Origin of the sequence: Pedobacter nutrimenti (assembly GCF_032678445.1) — a bacterium.
Taxonomy (GTDB): Bacteria; Bacteroidota; Bacteroidia; order Sphingobacteriales; family Sphingobacteriaceae; genus Pedobacter; species Pedobacter nutrimenti_A.
This window is the reverse complement of the sequence record NZ_JAVTSQ010000011.1, coordinates 98,165-120,548: the sequence shown is the minus strand read 5'-3', so window position 1 is coordinate 120,548 and position 22,384 is coordinate 98,165. Positions and strand designations below refer to the sequence as shown.

Below are 22,384 nucleotides of genomic sequence, written 5' to 3'. Positions count from 1 at the left end.
ATGTTATGGATTTTGCTGGAGCCCCTTATGCACCAGTATTTGAGATTCAGGAATATATTCTACAATTGCATTGCTCTGCCACGACACATCCCTTATTGCCCCGTTTCCAGTTAAATGCACACCAGGGAAATTATGGTCCAGATTTCTTTTGTTCCTAAAAATATCAAACTTACGGTGTCCTTCCCAGGCCAGCTCCAAGCGCCGCTCGTCCAGTACAACGTCTAGTAAGGATTGCCCCGATGGCAGATTTTGGAGCGTATACACCCCTTGATCAGGAATCCCTGCCCGCTTGCGTATCAAGTTAAGATCTGCCAGTGCCGCATCGTTAAAGCCCAGCTTTGCATTGGCCTCTGCCCTGTTCAGATACATTTCTGCAAGCCTGGAAATAATTGGTGACCACAGTTGAGACTGCCCTTCCTGACGCGAACACTTTATGATAAAATACTTAGGATATCCGTTGCGCATATCTACCTCTGGTTCTACCCTTACTACTTTTTTGGAGTTATTGGCCAGTTTGATCGAATACACAGGAAGGCCAGAAACTCCGCTCTCCTTTTCCACTGCTTGTTTCTGGTTGTTCTGATCAGTATAATAATAGAGGCCGTTTTCTTTCAGAAGAGGTACCTTAACATATTGTGAAGCAGAATTGGAGTAAATAGCCCACTCCTTTCCATTATTTAAATATAGTGGTGAAATAAATCTATTGCGCACATCCTGGGGATATCTCTGCACCAGCTCCAAAAAGCTTTGCGATGCGTACATTTCTCCATATCCAACCCCGCTGATCGTTGAATAAATAGAACCAATATTACTCCAGCCGTTATCTGCCAGGTCCTGGTCTGGAATAAATTTTACTGCAAATATGGTTTCCTTATTATCTTCTGGTTTAAAAACCGGATAATTGGCCAGATCTGCAGTTGGCAACAAAGTATAGCGTCCTGAAGAGATGACCTTGTCGGCATATTCAATGGCTTTTTGGTTATCTTCCATATACAGATAAATCCTGGAAAGCAATGCCCAGGCAGCTTCCTTGGAGGCATATACACTACCCTTATAAGTATTCATCAAGCCAATTGCTTTATTCAGATCCGCAACCACTTGTTTATAAACATCTCCTACGGAAGAACGTATAGGATGATTATTCGGGTCGGCATCAATTTTAACAGGTACACCAAGGTTTTGCGTTCCATGGCTGTAAGGACGACCAAAAACATTGCAGAGCGAAAAATGAAGTAATGCCCTCAGATAGTAGTTTTCACCTAAAAGCTGATCATTTGTTGCCGATTGCCCTGCGGGAACTGTTTCAATGATCTTATTGGCCGCAACAATGACTTGATAAGAATTCTGCCAGAAGGAATTGGCGAAACTATTGGTTGGGATACGCTGGTAATTGTACAAATAGATGAGGTGAGACGTTGTTACCCCACTCAAAGAAACGTTATCACCGGGAAACTCCTGTATGCGGTACCAGCCCAGAGCCATGGTTTTAAGCCTCGCATAATTGCCGTCGGTAGCAGATCTTAAACTCCCTGGAGAATTATTCAATCCATCGGGTGTCAGGGAATCATATGGCGTTTTGTTTAAACTGCAGGAAGCAGTCATCAAAAGCAGGGATAGGAATGATATGTATATAAATGGTTTCATGTCTTGAAAATTTAAAATTTAACATCAATACCGAACATTATCCTTTTAGGCAGAGGATAAGGTGAATTGTTGTCACCATTGGCTGCAGCCTCAGGGTCTAATCCTGAATATTTGGTGATTGTGAACACATTATCTAACGCAATGCTGGCTGTAATCCCTTTTACATTCAACCGGTCTAAAAGCCGGTTATTTATTTTATAACTCAAGGCAACATTCCTTAAACGCAGGTAAGATCCATCTTCCAGATAGCGGGTAGAAACCCCGTTCGAACGATTATTACCTCCGTAGAATGCTTGTGGATGTGTAGCATTGCGATTTTCAGGTGTCCATCTTGACCAGCCGTCCTTTAACTGCATCTGGTTATAGGTTGCATAAGCACCATCACTGTCAAACAATTCCCGGCCTGCATTGTAAACCAGAATACCCTGTGTAAAGGCCAGGTTGGCAGACAGTGACCAGTTCTTATAATTCAGATCTGTGTTGACACCACCAAAATATTTTGGTGTGGCATTTCCTGCGCGCTGCAATGAAGCCTGAGCATAGTTTCCAGTCAGCGTTTTAGCGCCGGTGTTCGGATCCAAGATCTCCCATTGCGGTGTACCGTCTTCAGGCTTCACACCAGCCCAGTTACGCATATACCAGGTATTGATATCCTGCCCCTCTTCGATGACCTGGTTCCCGTTAATTTGTCTTTTCCCACCATACAATTCCTTCACCTTGTTCCTGTTTAAACCCAGATTAAAGTTTAAATTCCAGGTCAGCGCCTCTGTTTTGATCACTTTTGCATCAACTGTTAACTCCAGTCCTTTATTAAGCACACGGCCAATATTGTCCCAGTAGCCGTTATAACCGGAAATATATGGAAGAGGAATAAAGTGCAGTAAGCCAGAGGTGTTTTTGTGATACAATTCCAAAGTAAAGTTTACCCGGTTATAGAGCCCAGCCTCCAGGCCAATATTAGTAGCATATGTTTTTTCCCAGGTCAGGTTCCGGTTTCCCAACGCAGATGGAAATGCAGTAGGCCTTCCATTATACTGGGCGTTCACCGAAAATAACTCATACTGAGGATAAAGTGTCTCTGGCGTATTACCCACCCCACCATAGGCAGCTTTCAAACGCAGATAGTTCACAGCGGTCGATTTAAAAAAGGCCTCCTGGTGTATATTCCAGGCACCGCTTACAGAGTAAAAACTACCATACTTAGAATTTGATCCAAAACGAGACGAACCATCCCTTCTAAACGAAGCCTGGAGAACGTAACGATCTGCATAACTGTAATTGGCATTCATTAAAACGGACTGGAACGCGTAATCGTTTTTAACCCCGGTTACACCAAGGGCAGTCGAAGCTGCCGACAATACCGTAATACCGGGTACAATACCCTTTCCTGTAGCTGAATTATCCTCGTATTTATAATCGTTGAATTCATAAGCCGCCAAAGCATTCAGGCTGTGCTTCCCAAAAACCTTATTAAAAGTAAGCATCTGGTTGGTAAACCGCGTTGTCCTGTAGGCATTGGAATTCTGTATGCGGCCATTGTCTGCCAGTCCTGCAATAGATTGTGGATCTGTATAAACCAGCCCTTTGGTAGAATAATAGGTAATGTTATTGGTCGATTTAAATTCCAGAAAAGGGAGGATCTTATAACTAAGATCTGCATTCGCCATCGCATTTAAACGACCGCTATTGCTATAATTCCACTGTAAATCATACAGGTAATTAGAAAGATCCCTGCCTCTCCAATTGGATCCGGCCGCCTGCGCATTCACCACCTTACCCTCTGCCGTATAAGGGTTATCCCAAGGCAAGTAAGTAAACATCGCATTTATACTATGCTGTCGGTCGGCTGTTTGACTATAGCTTGTATAGAGCTTAGGGCTAAAAGTAATCTTATCCGAGATCTGGTAATCCAGGTTTAGCCTTCCGGTATAACGATCAAAACTCATTCCTTTCACAGAACCATTTTCTTTAAAATAGTTCCCCCCCGCATAAATCCTGGCTTTTTCTGTCCCACCAGAAACCGATAAATTATAATCCTGCGTAAGACCATGCTGGGTACCCAGTTTCACCCAATCGGTATTGGTCTGTAGCAAGTTACTTTTATACCAGTCTGGCAGATCCTTCTGATTGGCAAAACTGCCCCAGTAGTCATAAAGCTGTTGTCCATCCATCAGTTTAAACTGGGCCATATTAAAATTCGACACTCCGGTTTTACTAGAGAACACTATGGCTGTTTTTCCCTCTTTAGCCGCCTTGGTTGTGACCACGATAACGCCATTTGCACCTCTTGAACCATATAATGCTGCAGACGACGCATCTTTTAACACAGAAATAGACTCCACATCCGATGGGTTCAGGTTGGGCACGTCATGCTGTATAACCCCATCTACTACCCAAATAGGCACTTTGGAAGCACTGATAGAACTTACTCCACGTATTTTAACGGTTGGTGTAGAACCGGGTTTACCACTGCTGTTCGCAACTTCCAAACCTGCAACTTTGCCCTGTAAAAGACTACTCACATTCGGAGATGTGGCATTCTTGAGGTCCTCGCCTTTCACAATAGCAATGGAGCCCGTTATGTTTTGCTTTTTTTGCGAGCCATAACCCACAACCACGACCTCGCTTAATACTTTATGCTCCTCCTTCATCTGCACATTGATCATCGATTGGTTCCTGATCTGGATCTCCTGACTGGTATACCCCGTAAAACTGATCAGCAATACATCCTCACTTTTGGCAGAGATCTTAAAGTTTCCATCGGGGTCCGTGGAGGTTCCGTTTTTTGTCCCTTTAATTGTTACACTTGCCCCCGGTATGCCGATACCAGACTCATCTGTTACCCGACCAGAAACAGTATGTTGCTGATCTTCTACCGGACTTACTTCCTCTAATACCTTTTTTACAGGCATTTTATCAATGATTGCAATCCAGCTGTTTTCAAAAACATAATCTATTGGCTGATCCTTAAAAATTAGCTTTAACACCTCATCCAGCTCCTGCCCTTTCACCTGTATGGTTACTGGGGTTGTTATTTGCATCCTCTTCGTTTTGAAGATAAAATCCACCTTTCCCTGCTTTCTGATCTTTTTCAATACCTCCTCCATGGGGGATTTCTTTTCGGATAAAGTAATTTTCTGAGCCAATGCCGAGGCTGAAACCTGTAAACATGTAATCGCCAGAAAAAATATAATCAGTTTCATGTATAAAATGACCTTAATAAAATGTTTGGGTACTGCAGTCCATTTCATGGGCGACAATACCATAACATGCCCAACAGACAGACTATAGCCTGTTGGCTGTTCAGAATAAAAATTATTCATATTTGTTAAACTTGGGGTTTAATTAAATTGATTTCACAAATTTGTTTCGTTGTCCCGTATCCTATGCCAGAGGTATTGGTAGTACCTGTAGCATGGTATTGAGGTCTGTTGATTAACCTGATTCTTCTTTCATATTGTTTTGTTGTTTGGTTGTTATAGTTGGATTATTTGACTGCTTTGGTGTTTGGATACAGATGCAACAGGTTATGATCCAGCTTATAGTTAAAATCGCCAGACAGAGATAACAATTGAAGCACCTGCGAAAGCGTTTTATTTCTTGAAATCTGACCACTTAGCGTTTCGTCTGAAATTCCTTTTTCGTATACAACATCCATATCGTACCAGCGGCTTAATTTTCTCATTACACTTCTCAGACTTTCATTCACAAAAATGAAATCTCCGTTCTTCCAGTCTAAAGCGGTTTCTGGATCAACGTTTGCCACTGTAGTTACACCTTTAAAATCCATGCTGGACTGCTGCCCAGGAACCAGCTTAGTGGTTCCGGCAGAGGTCAGAACGTTTACTTTCCCCTTCAACAAGGTTGTTTTGGTATATGGTTCATCGGTGTAAGCATTGATATTAAAGCTGGTTCCCACCACCTGCACTTTTTGATTCCCTGTTTCTACAACAAAGGCCTTCCCCCCCGCTTTAAAACTTGGTGTAACTTCAAAATAAGCTTCTCCCGTTAACTTTACCAGACGCTCTTTCCCGGTAAACACACTTGGAAAGGTGAGTGTCGAAAAAGCATTTAAAAATACCCGAGTACCATCGGCCAGACTAATTTCATAATGGCCTCCTTTAGGTACTTTTATCATATTGAAAGCATCCGTTCCACCAGACGGATCCCTTTTTCCTTTATAACTGATCCGTCCGTCCTGGTCCTTAACGATACTCACGTTTTCAGATGTCCTTATCTGACCATCGGGGGCATTATTCAAGTCGATGGTTTCGCCCGACCCAAGTACAAGTGTAGCTTTTTGAGCCCCTGGTGCTTTGTCTTCTATCTGTACAAAAGATTCATGGGAAACTTTAGTTTGCCTGATAAAAAATGCCACACCCACTGCAACAAGAATGCAGGCCGCAGCAGAAATTTTAATAACTTTACTTAAAGAGAATCTGTGCAATTGGACTTTGGGCTTTTCAGGTATTACTGCAATGTCCTCATCCATAGCATCGAGAATATAATTATCCAGTTTCCCCTCATCCAGCAGATGATAAAACACCTCCAGTTCCTCGGAGGAAAGTTTTTTCTCGATGTAACGTTCAACCAGTTTTTTATATAATGCAGCTTCTCTCATATGAGTCATTTCAGGTTAGACTATAAATAAGAAAGGTAGGGTAGCAAAAAAGAAAAATTTATTTTAAAAGAATATATAAGAATACACTGAGTGGAATTCCAAACCTATCCTCTACTGCATTTTTCAGGATTTTCATGGTGCCTACCATATGGTTTTTTATAGCATTTTTAGAGATTCCGAGGTCTTCTGCTACTTCTGCATAGCTCTTTCCTTCCTCCCTGCAGAGCTTAAAAATTGTTCTCGACCGGGATGGGATGCGCTCCAAAACCTGGGTGATAAAGTCCATATATTCCTTGACCTGCAGATCATCATCTGCAAAGGTTTGCAAAACCGGGATTTCACATACCATATTATTTAAGGATTCCTTAGACCTGCTGATGGTTTTCAATGCAGTAAAGGTATGGTTCCTGGCCATAGTGAATATATAAGTTTTAAGATAGGTCACATCTTCAAGCTGATCCCGGTGATCCCATACTTTTATAAAAACTTCTTGCGTAAGGTCTTCAGCCAGCGTTGCTGAGTAAGCATATTTTTTGATGAAATCACGTACTGAAGCGTAGTACAGGGAATACAATCTTTCAAAATCTCTTGACTTCATCATAAAACTAATTAATCATCGGGAGATACCATAAGAAACAATTCTAATTATAAATTATCAGGATAACAAACCAATTCTGAACACAACCGTTTGCGTAAGCTGTATTTAAAGATTTGATAATCGTTTGGTTAAATAGATTTAACTGAAGATGTATTAACTGTTTCAATTTAAAACACAGTGTCCACAATGAAACAATTCAACTCCAACACAAAAACATAACACACTAAATACAAGGAACTTATCTCTGGCACTTTCATTGAAATACAGGATCTAAACAATTAAATTATGGATCGTGAAATTTCAGCCAAACAGCAAGCCCGGCGCAGAAACAAAATATACATCATTGCAATACTTATCCTGGCTGTTATCGCTTTTGGTTTTATTAAATTTAAAAGCATAGTAGAGCCTTCTGTTAAGCGAAGTACCTTCACCACGTCAATTGCAGAAACAGGTGTTATCGAGGCAACCGTTCCTGCATCAGGAATTATTACTCCCGAGTACGAGGTAACCATCAGTTCTCCTGTAACTGCTAAAATAGAACAAGTATTATTTAATGCCGGAGAAAAAGTCCAGGCAGGCCAATCCATTTTACGGGTAAACAAAGAAGCCTCTTTACTCGCCTATGAAAAATTAAATGAGGAACAACACGTAAACCGCAATAAAATAGATCAGTTATCTCTAGGACTCCAGAAAAGCCTTGATGAACTAAAAACGCAATATGCTATAAAGCAAATGAAGATCAGTAGCCTGGAAACTGCATTATCTCATGAACAATCCCTCTTAGATATTGGCGGAAGTACAGACGAAAACGTAAAACAAGCCCGGTTAACGCTCCATGTAGCACAACTGGAACTAAAACAAATCAAAAATCAGATTGATAATCAAAAGGCAACCATGCAGGCAGACCTAAAAAGTCTTGGCTACGAAATCAACATCCGTGAAAAAGATATCCAGGGTCTTAGCGACAAACTAAAAAACGCCTCTATCTCTTCCCCCCGAAGTGGGGTGATCACCTGGGTTAACAATAAAATTGGTGCAGAAATTAATGAAGGCGAAGAACTCGTACGCATTGCAGATCTGAGCAGTTTTAAAGTAGAAGCGAGTATTTCCGACACCTATGCCGATGAAGTCAAAGCTGGCAGAATGGCTTTAATAAGAATCAACAACACCGATCTTAGGGGAAGTATCAGCAACGTGCAACCCGCAGTTGAAAATGGCACAGTAAAGTTCTCCATCAACTTAAACAACAAAAACTCAAAACTACTTCGTTCTAATTTAAAGGCCGATGTTTTTGTAATTACTTCCTTTAAAGAACATACCGTACGGGTAAAAAATGGCCCGGCCTTTAACGGATCCCAGGAACAAAAACTATTTGTACTGGAAGGCGAAAATGCTGTATTAAGAAATGTAAAAGTCGGAGAAAGCAATTCAGATTATATAGAAATACTATCTGGTATAAAAGCTGGAGAAACCGTAATCACATCAGAAATGCAGGATTTCATGCACCTCAGCAAAGTCAAGATCAAATAATCCACCTTAAACAACACACAGAACTATGCTTAAGTCAATGATATTGCTTGCTCAGATTGTTATGCCAGCATTGGTAAAAAGTCAGAGTCTCAACGACACTGTAAAACTAAACCTGCAAGATGTGATCACGATAGCTAAAGCGCATTCAACTGCAGCAGTACAGGCAGCCACAATTCGTGAAAATCAATACTGGCAGTACAAAACCTTTAAATCTAATTATAGTCCTCAACTCATGCTTGATGGAACACTTCCACAATTTAGCAAAACGAATATACCTGTGGTCCAACCAGACGGAACAGTTCAGTTTAAGCCTGTGATCAACGATAATTCACAACTAAATCTGGGGCTGACACAAAATATCGCATTAACCGGCGGCCAACTGTTCCTGGGTTCTAATGTACTCCGGTTCTCAGATTTTAACAGCAAACAAACCAGCTATAATGGAAATCCTCTAATCATTGGTTTAAACCAACCCCTATTTGCTTTCAACGCCCTGGCCTGGGATAAAAAAATTGAACCACTGCGCTACGAAGAATCACAAAGGAAATATAACGAGGACATAGAATTAGTGGGGCGAGATGCATCGGAACTGTTCTTCAGTTTACTTATTGCTCAAATCAACAAAGACATCGCATCTAAAAACCTGTTAAATAACCAAACAATTTACAAAATTGGTGAAGGAAAAGCTGCTTTAGGAAGGCTATCAAAAGATGAGCTGTTGCGGTTGAAGTTAGGCGTTCTAAATGCAGAGAAAGCGGTAGCCCAGGCTAATGTAGAAGCTGAAACCTCAGACCTTCAATTGAAATCTTTTATTGGTTTTGCGGCCAATAATCAAATTCAGCTCATCCTTCCAGAAAATTTATTGACTTTTGAGGTTGATAAAGAAGTAGCCATTCAGCAAGCAAAAAATAACAGGCAGAAAGCCATCGAATTTAAGCGGGCGTTATTAGAAGCTGATAAAGACATCGCAAAAGCAAAAGGAGAAAATGGTCTAAAAGTAAATCTCTACGGGACGTTTGGATTAACAAATGTAGCCGACCAACTCCCCGGAATCTATAATAATGCCAAAGACCAGCAGGAAATCCGTCTGGGTTTTCAAATCCCAATTCTGGATTGGGGTCGTTCAGCTTCGAGAATTAAAACAGCACAGTCCAACCGGAAACTGGTGGAGGCAACAATTAAACAAGCTGAAATAAATTTTGAACAGGAAATTTACACCACGCTGAGGCAGTTGGAGATGATAAAACAGCAAATGCAAACCAATTCCGAGGCAAATCATACTGCAAATGAACGTTTTGAAATCGCAAAAAAAAGATATCTGCTTAACGATTTAAGTATTACTGATTTGAACATCGCTTTACAAGAGAAAGACCAGGCGCGCCGGGATTATATTTTTTCTTTAAAAAGCTTTTGGAATGCCTACTTCAACCTTCGGGTACTGACCCTTTATGATTTTGTCACAAATAAAAAAATTAATGGTAATTTTTAATCTTTAAACCAAACCAAAATGATACAATTATTAAACATAGAAAAAATTTATCGTACACAAACCATCGAAACTACTGCGCTTAACAACATCAATATTAAAATTAATAAAGGTGAATTTGTGGCTATTATGGGACCATCTGGTTGTGGTAAAAGTACCCTGTTAAATATCATGGGATTACTGGATTCACCAACCAGCGGTTCACTAAGCCTGGACAATCAATCGGTTACTTCATTTAGCCGTAAAAAACTGGCCGCTTTCAGAAATCTTAAACTTGGGTTTATTTTCCAAAGCTATCATCTGATCAATGATCTTTCGGTCATAGACAATGTGGAGCTTCCATTACTCTACAGAAGTGGCATTTCAAGTACAGAACGACGTAAAAAAGCTTTTGAAGCTTTGGAAAAAGTAGGTTTAAGCGCCCGTATCAAACACTATCCCAATCAACTCTCCGGGGGCCAGCGCCAGCGTGTTGCCATTGCCCGCGCCATTATTGGAAAACCAGAGATCCTGCTCGCCGATGAGCCAACCGGGAACCTGGACAGCACCATGGGCGAAGAGGTAATGAATTTAATGCTACACCTGAATAAAATTGACGAAACAACTATTGTTATGGTTACCCATGATGAGCACATGGCAAAAAAGACACAGCGAATTATCCACTTCTTTGATGGTCAGCAAATAAGTTAACCTACCTAAACTTAAATATTATGTTGAAAAACTATATAAAACTCACTTTTAAAGTCATGCTTCGCAAGAAGTATTATACAGCACTAACGCTGTTGGGCATTAGCCTCACCGTCATGATCATCACTATATTCGCATCCTTTATTGATCAGATCGTTAGTGCAAATCCTCCCGAGGTTAAGCGTGACAGAACCCTGATACTGGATAAGGTATCGGTTTATAAAAACAACAAAAGGACCGATGCCATGCCAAGCCTAACCTTTCTGCAAAAAAACATACGGAACCTGGAAAGTGTCGAAACGATTTCATATTTCACAACCCGTGAGTTTATTTCTTTTTTAAATGGGAAAACCGCAGGACATGCCCTCAAATTAACCGATGAAAACTTCTGGAAAATAACAGATTTCAAATTCCTGGAAGGAAAAGCCTTCAATCGCAATGAGGTAAAAAAAGGTGCACGGGTTGCAGTAATCAGCGAAAAAGCAAAAGCATATTTCTTTAATAAAAATGACGCTATTGGCAAAACTATTCCTATACAAGGCCTGTCCTATAAGGTAATCGGTGTGGTTAAATCGGCCACTCCATTTAGCAAAATTTATTCGGATGTTTATGTTCCATATAGCACCGACGCCAATATTCAACTCACGGATAAAGCAGTTGAAGGAACATACAGCGCAATGCTTTTGGCAAAAACAGATGATTTACGAAAAGTACGTGCAGAATTAAGGAGCAGGTTAAAAATAAAAAATACAATTCCGGGCGCCGATTCTGTAAAAGTACAGGCCTTTACCGCTCTGGAACAATTCTCTAAAACCAGTTCCTTTGATGATGACGAACCTGAATATGGGAAGACCGCCATTGTGGTGCTCATTATCCTGACACTTTTCATGCTTATTCCAGCAATCAGCCTGGTAAACATCAATGTCACCCGTATAGGTGAACGGGCCGAAGAAATCGGCATACGTAAATCCTTTGGCGCAACCTCTGGCGACCTGGTTGGGCAACTGGTTATTGAAAACATCATCATCACCCTCATCGGCGGATTGATCGGTCTCGGCCTATCTGTTTACGCCTCTCAGCTGCTCATACATTTTATCAATACTTTCGACCCTTTATTCAAAATGCAAACAGATAGCTTCATCATTAGCTGGCGGGTATTTGCTTTCTGTGTTTTCTCCTGTCTGTTGCTGGGGCTTATCTCTGGAGTTTACCCAGCCTGGAAAATGTCTCGTATGAATGTTATTTACGCCTTGAAAGGAGGAAACACCTTATGATTTTGCACCTATTTAAAATGATCATGAACCAGAAGAAAAAGCATTTTTTTCTGTTGCTTCAGTTATTTATCACCTTTACAGCCCTATTTCTTTGCCTTGGACTGAATTTGAAAAAGTTAAGCAATTATTTCCGGCCATTAGGCTATAATTATGAAGATGCCTGGATGGTAGAGCTCGACTTTCAAAATATACCAGAAAATAAGAAACTGGAATATAACGACCTGATCAGGCACAAACTCCAGTCTATTAAAGATATAGAACTGGTTAGTTCCACACATGTTATTCCATTTAACCAGTGGGGCAAAGAAGAAAAAATAAAATACAACCAACAGGTCAGCAACGCTTTAGCATTCGAAGTGGATGAGTATTATCAAAACGTACTGGATATTAAGCTATTAAAAGGAAGATGGTTCGGGGCAAAAGACTACGTTTTAAACTCCATTCCAATCGTAATTACAGAAGATTTGGCTGAACGGGATTTTAAAAATGAAAATCCTATTGGAAAAACCATCTTGATAGACAATAAGCCCTCCATTATCATTGGCATTTCGGAAATTTTCAGAGAAAACACCTCCGCTAATCTAAGTCCTGGTTTTTTTCTTCCATTACAAACACCAGCCAACAAATACCTTCTTAAATCAAAAAACACTGATAATTTCCAGTTGATGGAAGACGAAATCAGGAAAGCCATTACCTCGGTTGGCGTTACAGAAATTCTGATTAAGCAAAATATATCCTTAACACTGGTTAAAAAGTATGCGCAGAAAATGGATTATATTCAACTCAGTGTAACGCTAATTGTATTTGCATTTTTGGTCATCAATGTATTCCTGGGGATTTCCGGCGTATTCAGTTACAACCTGTCTAAACGAAAAGCAGAAGTGGGCTTAAGAGTAACTATGGGAGCCAGTCCAGTTGATATATTGAAGCAATTTCTTGGGGAATCCATAGTTCTTACTACCTTAGGTATTTTACCGGGCGTATTGATCGCTGTTCAATTGTTAATTATGCAGTATTTAGAACCCTATATGAACGGATATTACGGAGGTATAAGTATAGCATGCGCTGCTTTATTTTTATACCTGCTGATGTTAAGCTGTGCCTTTTATCCAAGTTTAAAAGCCGCAAGGCTCAACCCATCTGAGGCTTTACACGAAGAATAAATCTATTTAATTATTCCCTATGATTCTTATCATTGATGACGATATGGCTGTATGTGCTTCATTGAGCCTCCTGTTAAAACAAAATGGCTTTAAATCCATTAAAGCCAATGGACCTGAAGAAGCACTACAGCACCTTAAAGAAAAGCCAATAGAGGCAGTTCTGCTCGACATGAATTTTTCCCTTGAAACTACCGGTGAGGATGGGTTGGCTATGCTTCGGCAAATTAAAGAGTCCAGACCAGCCCTACCCGTAATTTTAATGACAGGCTGGGGTACCATAAAATTAGCAGTCGAAGGAATGAAATCGGGCGCCTCAGATTTCATCAACAAACCCTGGGATAATGCTCACTTGATGCATGCATTAAAAACAGCTCTGGATCTATCTACAGATCCAGATACCCCAGGCGCACTAACCAGAAAGAAATTAAATGAACTATACGGTTTTGAAAACATCGTAGGAGAAGACCCGCAACTCTTAGAAGTGCTGCAAACCATAGCAAGGGTAAGCCGTACCGATGCTTCAGTACTCATTATCGGCGAGAGTGGCACAGGCAAAGAGCTTGTTGCCGAAGCTATTCACCAAAACAGTCCCCGTAAACATAAAGCATTTGTAAAAGTGAACCTTGGAGGAATCTCTTCCAGCTTATTTGAAAGCGAAATGTTTGGCCATAAACGTGGAGCTTTTACCGACGCACGCAATGATAGGATTGGCAGGTTTGGGCTTGCAGATAATGGTAGCATCTTCTTAGATGAAATAGGTGATTTGGACCTAAACAGCCAGGTAAAACTCTTACGGGTATTACAAGATCGCAAATACGAAGTACTGGGCGATAGCCGAACAAGGGCAGTTGATGTCCGTGTAATCTGTGCAACCAACCGTGATTTAAGAGATATGATTACAGAAAGTAAGTTTCGCGAAGACTTGTACTACCGCATCAATCTGATCATCATTCGATTACCACCACTTCGTGAACGAAGCGAAGATATTCCAATTCTGGCTAACTACTTCCTGAAGAACCTGAAGGAAATCTACAACAGGCCGAACTTACAAATTGATAAAAATACCTTCAGCTGGTTAAAATCACTTCCCCTCCCTGGCAACATCCGTGAACTTAAAAACCTAATTGAACGCACTGTTTTACTTAGTGAAACAGACCTACTTAAAATAAAAGACTTTGAACAACACCTCGAAGAGCAGCGCCTGTCCAATACTGCTTTAACACTACCGGCTGTAGGCACATTGTCAATTGATGAAATGGAGCTTACTATGATCAGAAATGCCATGAGTTTCCATCAAAACAACATCAGCAGAGTCGCTAAAGCTTTAGGTTTAAGCAGAGGAACATTATATCGCAAACTGGAAAAGTACAATATCCCTTATGAAACTCAAAACTAAAGTTTTGCTATGGGCAATTGCCATTCATACAATATTTATTTATCTTCTTACCGAGTTTTATACGGTAAACAGAACGACATTCCTGATCGGCGAAGCTTTAATTTTTATCTCATTGGGGCTAACCTATTTATTATACACTGCGATAAGCCGGCCTTTTGACACCATCTCTTCGGGAATAGAATCTTTAAAGGATAAAGACTTCAGTGCAAAATTAAATACTATAGGTCATCCGGAAATGGATGAACTGATTTATGTGTATAACCTCATGATCGATCAGCTAAGACAGGAAAGATTGCAGCAGGTTGAAAAGAGTTCTTTCCTGGGAAAATTGATTGAAGCTTCACCTTCAGGGATCATCATACTCGGATTTGATGAAATGATCGCCTCTGTAAATCCGGCAGCTATGAAAATATTTGATTTGACACAAACAGAGATTTTGGAAAAATCACTAAACCAGATCAACGGCAAACTTCCGCAAGAATTACTGCTTTTAGCTAATAATGAAGCCAAAGTAATCAACCTGAATGGAATAAAGTCTTATAAATGCCATAAAGCGACCTTTACAGACCGTGGCTATGCCAGAACTTTTATTACCATTGAGGAACTGACCCGGGAGATTTACCTGAAGGAGAAGAATGCTTACGAAAAAGTAATCAAGATGATGTCGCACGAGGTGAACAACTCCATAGGCGCAATAAACTCCCTCTTAAACAGTTGCTTAAATTATAAAGACCAATTGGATGAAGAAGACCAGGAAGATTACGAGAATGCGTTGCAAATTTCAATCGGTAGAAATACAGGTTTAAGTGAGGTAATGTCCAGTTTCGCAAGGGTAATCCGGATTCCCGAACCCATCTTTCACCAGGTTGAATTAAATTCACTACTACGTTCAGTGGCCTTACTGATGGAAACAGGAGCTCAAAGAAAAGAAGTGGTCTGGTTGTGGGAAGTAGACGCGTTAACATTTCATGTATCTGCAGATTATCAGCAACTGGAACAAGTCTTTATTAATATTCTGAAGAATGCAATTGAAGCAGTGAATCCATCGGGAACCATACGTGTTCAAACTTCATCATCATCAAAAATGATTTCTATTGCCAATACTGGTCCAGGAATTTCAGATGAAGTTAGTTCTAAGCTCTTCTCTCCTTTCTTTAGTACCACAAAAAATGGACAGGGTATTGGCCTGATGTTAACAAGAGAAATACTCTATAACCACAATTTTAAATTTTCTTTACAAAGTAGCGGCGACTGGACTGAATTTAAAATTATTATCCCTGAATTCACCAAAATGCCATAGTATCCCAGACGGGTCGTGTACAAAACATTCCTTACCCCAATCTAAAGTCTTAACAGGTGTTAACCGTACTTTTTCGTACTTATCAGGTAAGTTTAATGCTAAAAGCTCTTCCCAAAATCTTTCAATCCCATCAACTTCCATAAAAACCATGGTATTATCTATCCATTCTTTTACATATGCGTTCTGTAAATAGAAACTGGTAATTCCACTTTTAAAAACAGACATATTATCCGATAACACTGTTTCTTCAAATCCCAGGTCGGTATAAAACTTTCGAGAAACCTCAAAATTCTCAGCCCCTATAAATGGCCTGATAGATAACGCCTTATGTTCCATAAGTATAAATTTCAGGTGAAAGTATCGAAATATTTATTCTCTTTTACGAAGAGAACGTTAATTTAATGAGAAATGAGGACCAGGTTTCCAAGCTTGGCCCTCTTTCTTTTTAATGCCTATTCAAGATATTAACACTTATATAACAGTAAGTTAATCTATGTATTTTGAATATCTTTTATATTAGTAAACACTCTTACAACTATGAATAAGCTCTTATTTACCCTGACGCTAATCGCTTTGTTTGCTGCATGCAAAAAAGAAAGCAACACACTTCAACCTACTGCAAGTTTTACGTTTAGCCACAATCAGGCAAATGAATTTTCCTTGGTTACCACTGACACTACTATGCTGATCAGTTCAGCAGAAAACGCATCGTCGGTACATTGGGATTTGGGCGACGGCAGAACATCTGAAAACAATCAGTTTGTACTTTCCTATCCTAAGTCGGGCACCTATACTATTACCTTAACTGCAAAGGCACAAAATGGTAAACAAACCGCTGTATCAAAAAAAGTTAAGGTGTTGGACAGGGTGCTTAAAGAAATTAACATAAAGAGGATTTATTGGAGTTTGGATCCAAACTTTAGAGATACCAGCTGGCCATTAACGGCAAATGCAGATGTTTATCTTAAAATACAGCTCCTAAAAAATGGAGAGGAAATATTTCAGGGTGCATATCCACCCAATGCGGAAGTCATTTACACAAGTCCTGTAATCAAGAACGTATCCAACTCAGGAAAAGAATCTTACGGATTTGTACTAAAGGACAAAATAGTCTTGGAAAAAAAATTACTGGAAGATAGAAGATATTTAATCTCTTTAATAGCTAAAAATGCAAGTGGGGAGCATTGGTTAACATCCAACTGGGCTGTCGGCTCCAGTCAGACCATCAATTTTATCAGACCTTCCTTCAATGGGCTTATTGTAAACTTAAGCCTTTTTAGTGAGATAGAAATGTACCTGTATTTTGAATAAGATTCATTCATCTCAGGTATTATAATCCTTTTCCTTTTAACCACCCTATCCGGCCTACACCCAAGAAAATATGATTTAATGGGCGAACATCAGGGCCTGTAAGATCCAGAGAGACCATAAATCAAAATTTTCCTTTTCCTTTTAACCACCCTACCCGGTCTGCACCCAAGAAAATATGATTTAATGTGCGAACATCAGAACCTGAAGCTCTTCGCGGAAGGTTCAGAGAGACCATAAATCATATTTTCAACTATTTCACACCATTGCTTTTAACAGCAAACTATTATCTTTGGCGCCAACCTTGTCCTGGTAATCCTGCTATGTCATTTTTGCGTACGTTCCTTATCTGCTTTTTTCTACCAAGCTGTTTTCACACACTTTATGGTTTCCAAAAACCTGTAAAGTCAAAACCTTCTGCGCTGGATATTAATGCCTATGAAAAGTTAGTCGTTCATTACCGCTATAATAAACCGGATTCTGCTCTGTTTTTTGTGAATCTTGGGATGGATCTTGCAAAAAGGACTAAAGATGAAGAAGGTATAGCGAGGATGCACAACCAGATGGGCATGATCGATGATAACTCCGGTAATGCAGAATCCTCTAGGCAACATTACCTGGAAGCACTCGAAATCTACAAACACCTGAATAATTATAAAGGAATTGTTAAAGAGAATATCCGCCTGGGCGTTGTGGAAAACAGGAAAGGCAATTCGGCAGCAGCAATTCCCTATTTTCTTCAGGCATTAAAGATAAGTGAGCAACATAAGGATAAGAGCGGGATTATGGAGTCGTATATTACTCTTGGTGAAGTGTATGCTTTCCGCCATAATTACCAACGTGCGATCTCTTATTACAAGCAAGCTGAAGCAATCGGCAATACCCTTCCCTTCTCAAGCCTGAAGTTAAATACCTGTCTGAACTTTGGAACCGCCTACAGGGAAACGGGTGAAATGTCCAAAGCCATCTACTACTTTGAAAAGGGCATCAGCCAAAGCAATTATCCTGAAATGATGGGGTTAAATATTTCCCTTACCATTGGACTGGCCCAGGTATATGCAAAATCAGGAGCAATAGCAAAAGCCATTGAACTTCAGAAAGGAGCCTTACTGAAATCGAGAAAGATCAGTAATAGCCTCCGGGAATTCCAGAGCCTGATGGCACTTGCAGAAAGCTACGAGCCTTCTAAACCGGCTATAGCCCTAAATTATTTTCAGCAGGCACTAACCGTAGGACAAACTAAGAAAGCCAATAAACAGATTCTTGAAGCCTTGTCACATATTCCCGCTCTGCTTGAAAAATCAGGAGATTATAAAGCGGCCTATCTGGCAAGAACCAAGCAATATAGCATCGCCGACAGTTTTTACTTCAAGGATATTTCCATTAAAATATCCAATTTGCAGGCGCAGTATGAGCTGACCAAGTCTCAGGCTAAGGTTGAACAGCTGAAGTTTGTAAATAGTAAACAATTGCTCGAACAAAAAATCATGTTCTGGATTATATCAGGTAGTATAGCCTTACTACTGATCCTGGGTGCTTACTTTTTTAAGATCAGGAACTTGAACCGACGCATGAACAAAGCCAATACTGACCTTATACAGTCGAATAATGTAAAAGACAAGCTGTTTTCAATTCTTGGGCATGACCTGAAAAGTCCGCTAGGTTCAATTCTTAGCTTTCTCGAACTGGTCAACAGAGGCTGGTTATCTGAGGAGGAAAAATCACTTATGCTCAGAAAACTGGAATCCCAGTGTGGTACTACACTGGATACCCTAAATCTTATTTTACGCTGGGGACAAATGCAACTAAAAGGGGTTATGATCCACCAGAGTGATGTCAGTCCGGAAAAGGCAATCAGCCGCAATGTTTTGCTGCTGAAGGAAATGGCTGCGCAGAAATCAATCTCTATTGAGCAGGATATTGAACCAGGACTGCAGGTTTTTTGTGACGCAGATCATCTGGATTTTCTGGTTCGCAATATTTTATCTAACGCTATAAAATTTACCACTGTTGGAGGGATTATCCATATATCGGTACAGGCCTATCAAAACAATCAAGCCATTTTCCAGTTCAGGGACAGTGGAATCGGGATAGAACCTTCACGTTTAGAAGCTATATTTAGCTTGAATAACGTAAGTACAGTGGGTACAAATAATGAAAAAGGAACCAGTCTTGGCCTGGTGGTCTGTAAAGAATTTATTAGTGCTAACGGAGGAAATATCTGGGTAGAAAGTATCATTGGTGAAGGGTCAACATTCTTCTTTACTCTCCAAAGAACTATTTAAAATTCCTTCCGCCATAAAACACATCATCAGGATCTTCCTGTTCTCTTTGCACTAAACGCCCCAGCAACTTGGTCAGATCGACGCATTTACTAACAATGACATGAGCCACCAATCCCTCGCGTTGTAACCGTCCTTCAACCATAAGGAGTTTGGAATGCAGGATTTCTTTGCGGTATTTTTCAAATAGTTTTTCAAATACAACAAGGTTGCTGAACCCGGTTTCGTCCTCTATGGTGATGAAACAGACGCCCTCAGCTGTTCCGGGCCTTTGCCTAACCAATACCAAACCTGCCACCTTAACGAGTTGCCCATTTTGCGCATCGTTATTGGTTGCATGTGTGGATAGAATACGCAACATTTCCAGTTGCGGACGAACAAAGCTAACCGGATGTGCTTTTAACGACAGTCCAACTGTAGCATAGTCCTGAACCACATGTTCGCCCGGTGTCATCAGTGGCAATTCAACCTGTGTTTCTAATACACTTTCTGAGGGCTGACCTTTAAATATTTCAGTTGGTCTATCCTGCAATGCCGATACTTCCCAAAGGGCCTTTCTACGATCAAGTCCGATAGAACGGAATGCATCTGCATCGGCCAAACGCTCCAGTAAGGTTATGGTTAAGCCTGCATCCATTAGGCCAGTAATTGTTTGGAAACCTTTTCCTCTGCAATTCACCAAAACCTCTATATCTTCTTCACGAATGCCTTTGATCTGACGAAACCCTAATCTTATTGCACAATATTCTCCAGATTTTTCTTCCAGTAGATTATCCCAGGTAGAAAAATTAATATCAGGAGGACGAACTTCTACATTGTGTTTTTGCGCATCAATTACGATTTGTGCGGGTTGATAAAAGCCCATAGGCATGCTATTGAGTAAGGCCGTTGCAAACGCATCAGGGTAATAATGCTTCAACCAACATGACACATACACCAGGAGTGCAAAACTTGCTGCATGGCTTTCTGGAAAACCATAACTACCAAACCCCTCCAGCTGTTTGAATATCCGCTTGGCAAATTCTTCTGTATATCCCTTTTTCATCATGCCATCAATAAGTTTCCGTTCATATTGATTGACCAGGCCCTTAGACTTGAAGGTGGCCATACTGCGCCGCAGTCCATCAGCTTCTGCTGGTGTAAACCCTGCAGCAACAATAGCAATTTTCATGGCTTGTTCCTGGAACAGTGGTACGCCTAAAGTTCTGCTTAAGATTTCTTCCAGTTCTGGCGAAGGATATTCAACTGTTTCCTTTTTATCTCGCCTGCGAAGATATGGATGAACCATATCTCCTTGTATCGGCCCTGGTCTTACAATCGCTACTTCAATAACAAGATCATAAAAATCCCTTGGCTTCAACCGCGGAAGCATGGACATCTGTGCCCTACTCTCAATCTGGAAAACGCCTAAGGTATCTGCTAAACAGATCATATCGTAAACCGCAGAATCATCTTGCGGGACATTGGCCAAAGTCAAATTCAACCCATAATGTTGTTTACATAAATCAAAACCTTTACGGATACAGGTCAGCATCCCTAATGCCAGAACATCAACTTTCAAAAAGCCGAGTGCATCAATATCGTCCTTATTCCATTCGATATTTGTCCGGTCCTCCATCCTTGCATTTAATATGGGGCAGAGATCGGTCAGCTTTCCATTAGTAACCACAAATCCACCCGTATGCTGACCAAGCTGTCGGGGAAAACCCATCATCAGAGAAGTGAGTTCCAGTGTCTTTTTCAAATGCGGATCTTGTGGACTCCCCCCCTGTTCAGATAGGCGATTAATCGTATCAACCGATAGTCCCATTGCCTTTCCAACATCGCGTATAGCACCTTTTTGATGAAGCTGTGTAACTGTAGCAACAATTGCAGCACGGTCACGACCATATTTATTGTAGACATACTGGATGATCTCCTCACGCCTTTCATGTTCAAAGTCAACATCTATATCAGGCGGTTCATTCCTTTCCGGGGAAATAAAGCGTTCAAACAGCATGTCAAACTTCATCGGATTTACCGAGGTGATCCCTAAACAAAAACAAATCGCTGAATTTGCTGCTGATCCACGGCCCTGGCAAAGTATATTTCTGCTACGTGCTTCCCGCACAATATCCTCTACAAACAGGAAATAGTTGGCATAGTCCATTTTTTTTACAAAATCCATTTCATAGTTTATCATGCCTACAACTTTTTCAGGGACCACTTCTCCATAAAATTCATGGGCACCTTTCCAGGTCAGGTATTCCAATTCCTCCTGTGGACTGCGACCGCTTTGATTAATTTCCTCAGGGTAAACATATTTCAATTCATCGAGAGAAAATGTACATGCCTCAGATATAGCCATCGTATTGCGAATCGCCTCAGGATATTTTCTAAATAATCTGTGCATTTCTTCAACAGGCTTCATAAAGCGCTCTGCATTTTGATGTAAACGGAAACCAGCTTCCTGAATGGTACACTTTTCCCGAACACAAGTAAGAATATCTTGTAGCTCCCTGCGCGAAGGTTCATGGTAATGTACATCGTTGGTGGCTACAACAGGTATATTATACCAATTGGAGAGTTGCTCCACCCTGAAAATCAATTTGTCGTCGTTACCTAAATAACTGCGCGTAGCAGAAAGATAAACTTGTCCATCTAAAGCCTGTTTATATTCACTAATGTGTTGAACAAACGAGTCTTCAAAATTAAAGTGGCGGTTAAGCTGATTGGGCATAACTACAGTAAAAAGAATACCTTTGGCATGCTCATAAACATCCGTCTTATTCAAATGGCATTGTCCTTTTTCTGCCCGGAGATTACCCTTTGTAAGTAATGCAGAAAGTTCACTGTATCCTTCTCTGTCTACTGGATAAGCGAGTAAACTTGGCCCATCCAATAAATCAAGGCGACAGGCAGGAATGATCTGGATGTTCTTTCCTTGAGCTGCGACATGGGCCCGTACAATACCTGCAAGGGTATTTCGATCAGTAATGGCAATCTTTTTATATCCAAATACAGCGGCTTGATTAACCATTTCATCCGGATGTGATGCGCCCCGCAGGAAGCTAAAATTTGAAGTCACTTGTAATTCGCTATAGTCCATATATCCC

15 protein-coding genes are annotated in these 22,384 nt (G+C 40.5%); 9 read left to right on the top strand and 6 right to left on the bottom strand.

Annotated elements, in window-relative coordinates; translation table 11 throughout:
* Positions 1-3 precede the first annotated feature (3 nt).
* From R2S08_RS20485 to R2S08_RS20470, 4 genes are all read right to left on the bottom strand, one after another.
* Positions 4-1,644 (bottom strand): RagB/SusD family nutrient uptake outer membrane protein, encoded by a 1,641-nt coding sequence (locus tag R2S08_RS20485; protein WP_316836882.1) that lies wholly within the window; start codon positions 1,642-1,644, stop codon positions 4-6.
* An 11-nt stretch (positions 1,645-1,655) separates the two neighbouring features.
* Entirely contained in the window at positions 1,656-4,967 is a 3,312-nt protein-coding gene (locus tag R2S08_RS20480; protein ID WP_316836881.1) for a TonB-dependent receptor, read from the bottom strand.
* Positions 4,968-5,131: 164 nt separating this feature from the next.
* Positions 5,132-6,265 (bottom strand): FecR family protein, encoded by a 1,134-nt coding sequence (locus R2S08_RS20475; protein ID WP_316836880.1) that lies wholly within the window; start codon positions 6,263-6,265, stop codon positions 5,132-5,134.
* Positions 6,266-6,323: 58 nt separating this feature from the next.
* Positions 6,324-6,866, bottom strand: coding sequence for an RNA polymerase sigma-70 factor (locus tag R2S08_RS20470; RefSeq protein WP_316836879.1), 543 nt, complete (start codon positions 6,864-6,866; stop codon positions 6,324-6,326).
* A 282-nt stretch (positions 6,867-7,148) separates the two neighbouring features.
* On the opposite strand from R2S08_RS20470, the gene R2S08_RS20465 reads away from it, so the two are divergent.
* From R2S08_RS20465 to R2S08_RS20435, 7 genes are read left to right on the top strand one after another with little or no spacing between them, the layout of a single operon-like run.
* Complete coding sequence (locus tag R2S08_RS20465) at positions 7,149-8,393, top strand: efflux RND transporter periplasmic adaptor subunit (protein WP_316836878.1); 1,245 nt, start codon at positions 7,149-7,151, stop codon at positions 8,391-8,393.
* A 25-nt stretch (positions 8,394-8,418) separates the two neighbouring features.
* Positions 8,419-9,882, top strand: a complete 1,464-nt coding sequence (locus R2S08_RS20460; RefSeq protein WP_316836877.1) for a TolC family protein — start codon at positions 8,419-8,421, stop codon at positions 9,880-9,882.
* Between the two features lie 18 nt (positions 9,883-9,900).
* Positions 9,901-10,569, top strand: coding sequence for an ABC transporter ATP-binding protein (locus R2S08_RS20455; protein ID WP_133780999.1), 669 nt, complete (start codon positions 9,901-9,903; stop codon positions 10,567-10,569).
* A gap of 20 nt (positions 10,570-10,589) precedes the next feature.
* Positions 10,590-11,840, top strand: a complete 1,251-nt coding sequence (locus R2S08_RS20450; RefSeq protein WP_316836876.1) for an ABC transporter permease — start codon at positions 10,590-10,592, stop codon at positions 11,838-11,840.
* A 23-nt stretch (positions 11,841-11,863) separates the two neighbouring features.
* Positions 11,864-13,003, top strand: coding sequence for an ABC transporter permease (locus tag R2S08_RS20445; RefSeq protein ID WP_166644061.1), 1,140 nt, complete (start codon positions 11,864-11,866; stop codon positions 13,001-13,003).
* 19 nt (positions 13,004-13,022) lie between these two features.
* Positions 13,023-14,399 carry a sigma-54 dependent transcriptional regulator gene (locus R2S08_RS20440; RefSeq protein ID WP_316836875.1) on the top strand — a complete coding sequence of 459 codons (1,377 nt, stop codon included), beginning with the start codon at positions 13,023-13,025 and terminating at the stop codon, positions 14,397-14,399.
* The gene (locus R2S08_RS20435) at positions 14,383-15,699 is read left to right on the top strand and encodes a sensor histidine kinase (RefSeq protein ID WP_316836874.1); all 1,317 of its coding nucleotides are present in this window, start codon (positions 14,383-14,385) and stop codon (positions 15,697-15,699) included. The genes R2S08_RS20440 and R2S08_RS20435 overlap by 17 nt, the downstream gene beginning before the upstream one ends.
* Here the strand turns inward: R2S08_RS20435 and R2S08_RS20430 are convergent.
* Positions 15,634-16,035: a glyoxalase gene (locus tag R2S08_RS20430; protein ID WP_316836873.1), complete on the bottom strand. Its 402-nt coding sequence runs from the start codon at positions 16,033-16,035 to the stop codon at positions 15,634-15,636. The genes R2S08_RS20435 and R2S08_RS20430 overlap by 66 nt on opposite strands.
* A 201-nt stretch (positions 16,036-16,236) precedes the next feature.
* On the opposite strand from R2S08_RS20430, the gene R2S08_RS20425 reads away from it, so the two are divergent.
* On the top strand, positions 16,237-17,010 hold the full coding sequence (locus R2S08_RS20425) for a PKD domain-containing protein (RefSeq protein WP_316836872.1): 774 nt from the start codon (positions 16,237-16,239) through the stop codon (positions 17,008-17,010).
* 185 nt (positions 17,011-17,195) lie between these two features.
* The gene (locus R2S08_RS20420; RefSeq protein ID WP_316836871.1) at positions 17,196-19,292 is read left to right on the top strand and encodes a tetratricopeptide repeat-containing sensor histidine kinase; all 2,097 of its coding nucleotides are present in this window, start codon (positions 17,196-17,198) and stop codon (positions 19,290-19,292) included.
* Here the strand turns inward: R2S08_RS20420 and R2S08_RS20415 are convergent.
* Positions 19,285-22,377 carry an error-prone DNA polymerase gene (locus R2S08_RS20415; RefSeq protein ID WP_316836870.1) on the bottom strand — a complete coding sequence of 1,031 codons (3,093 nt, stop codon included), beginning with the start codon at positions 22,375-22,377 and terminating at the stop codon, positions 19,285-19,287. The two genes, R2S08_RS20420 and R2S08_RS20415, sit on opposite strands and share 8 nt — an antisense overlap.
* Positions 22,378-22,384: the final 7 nt, after the last annotated feature.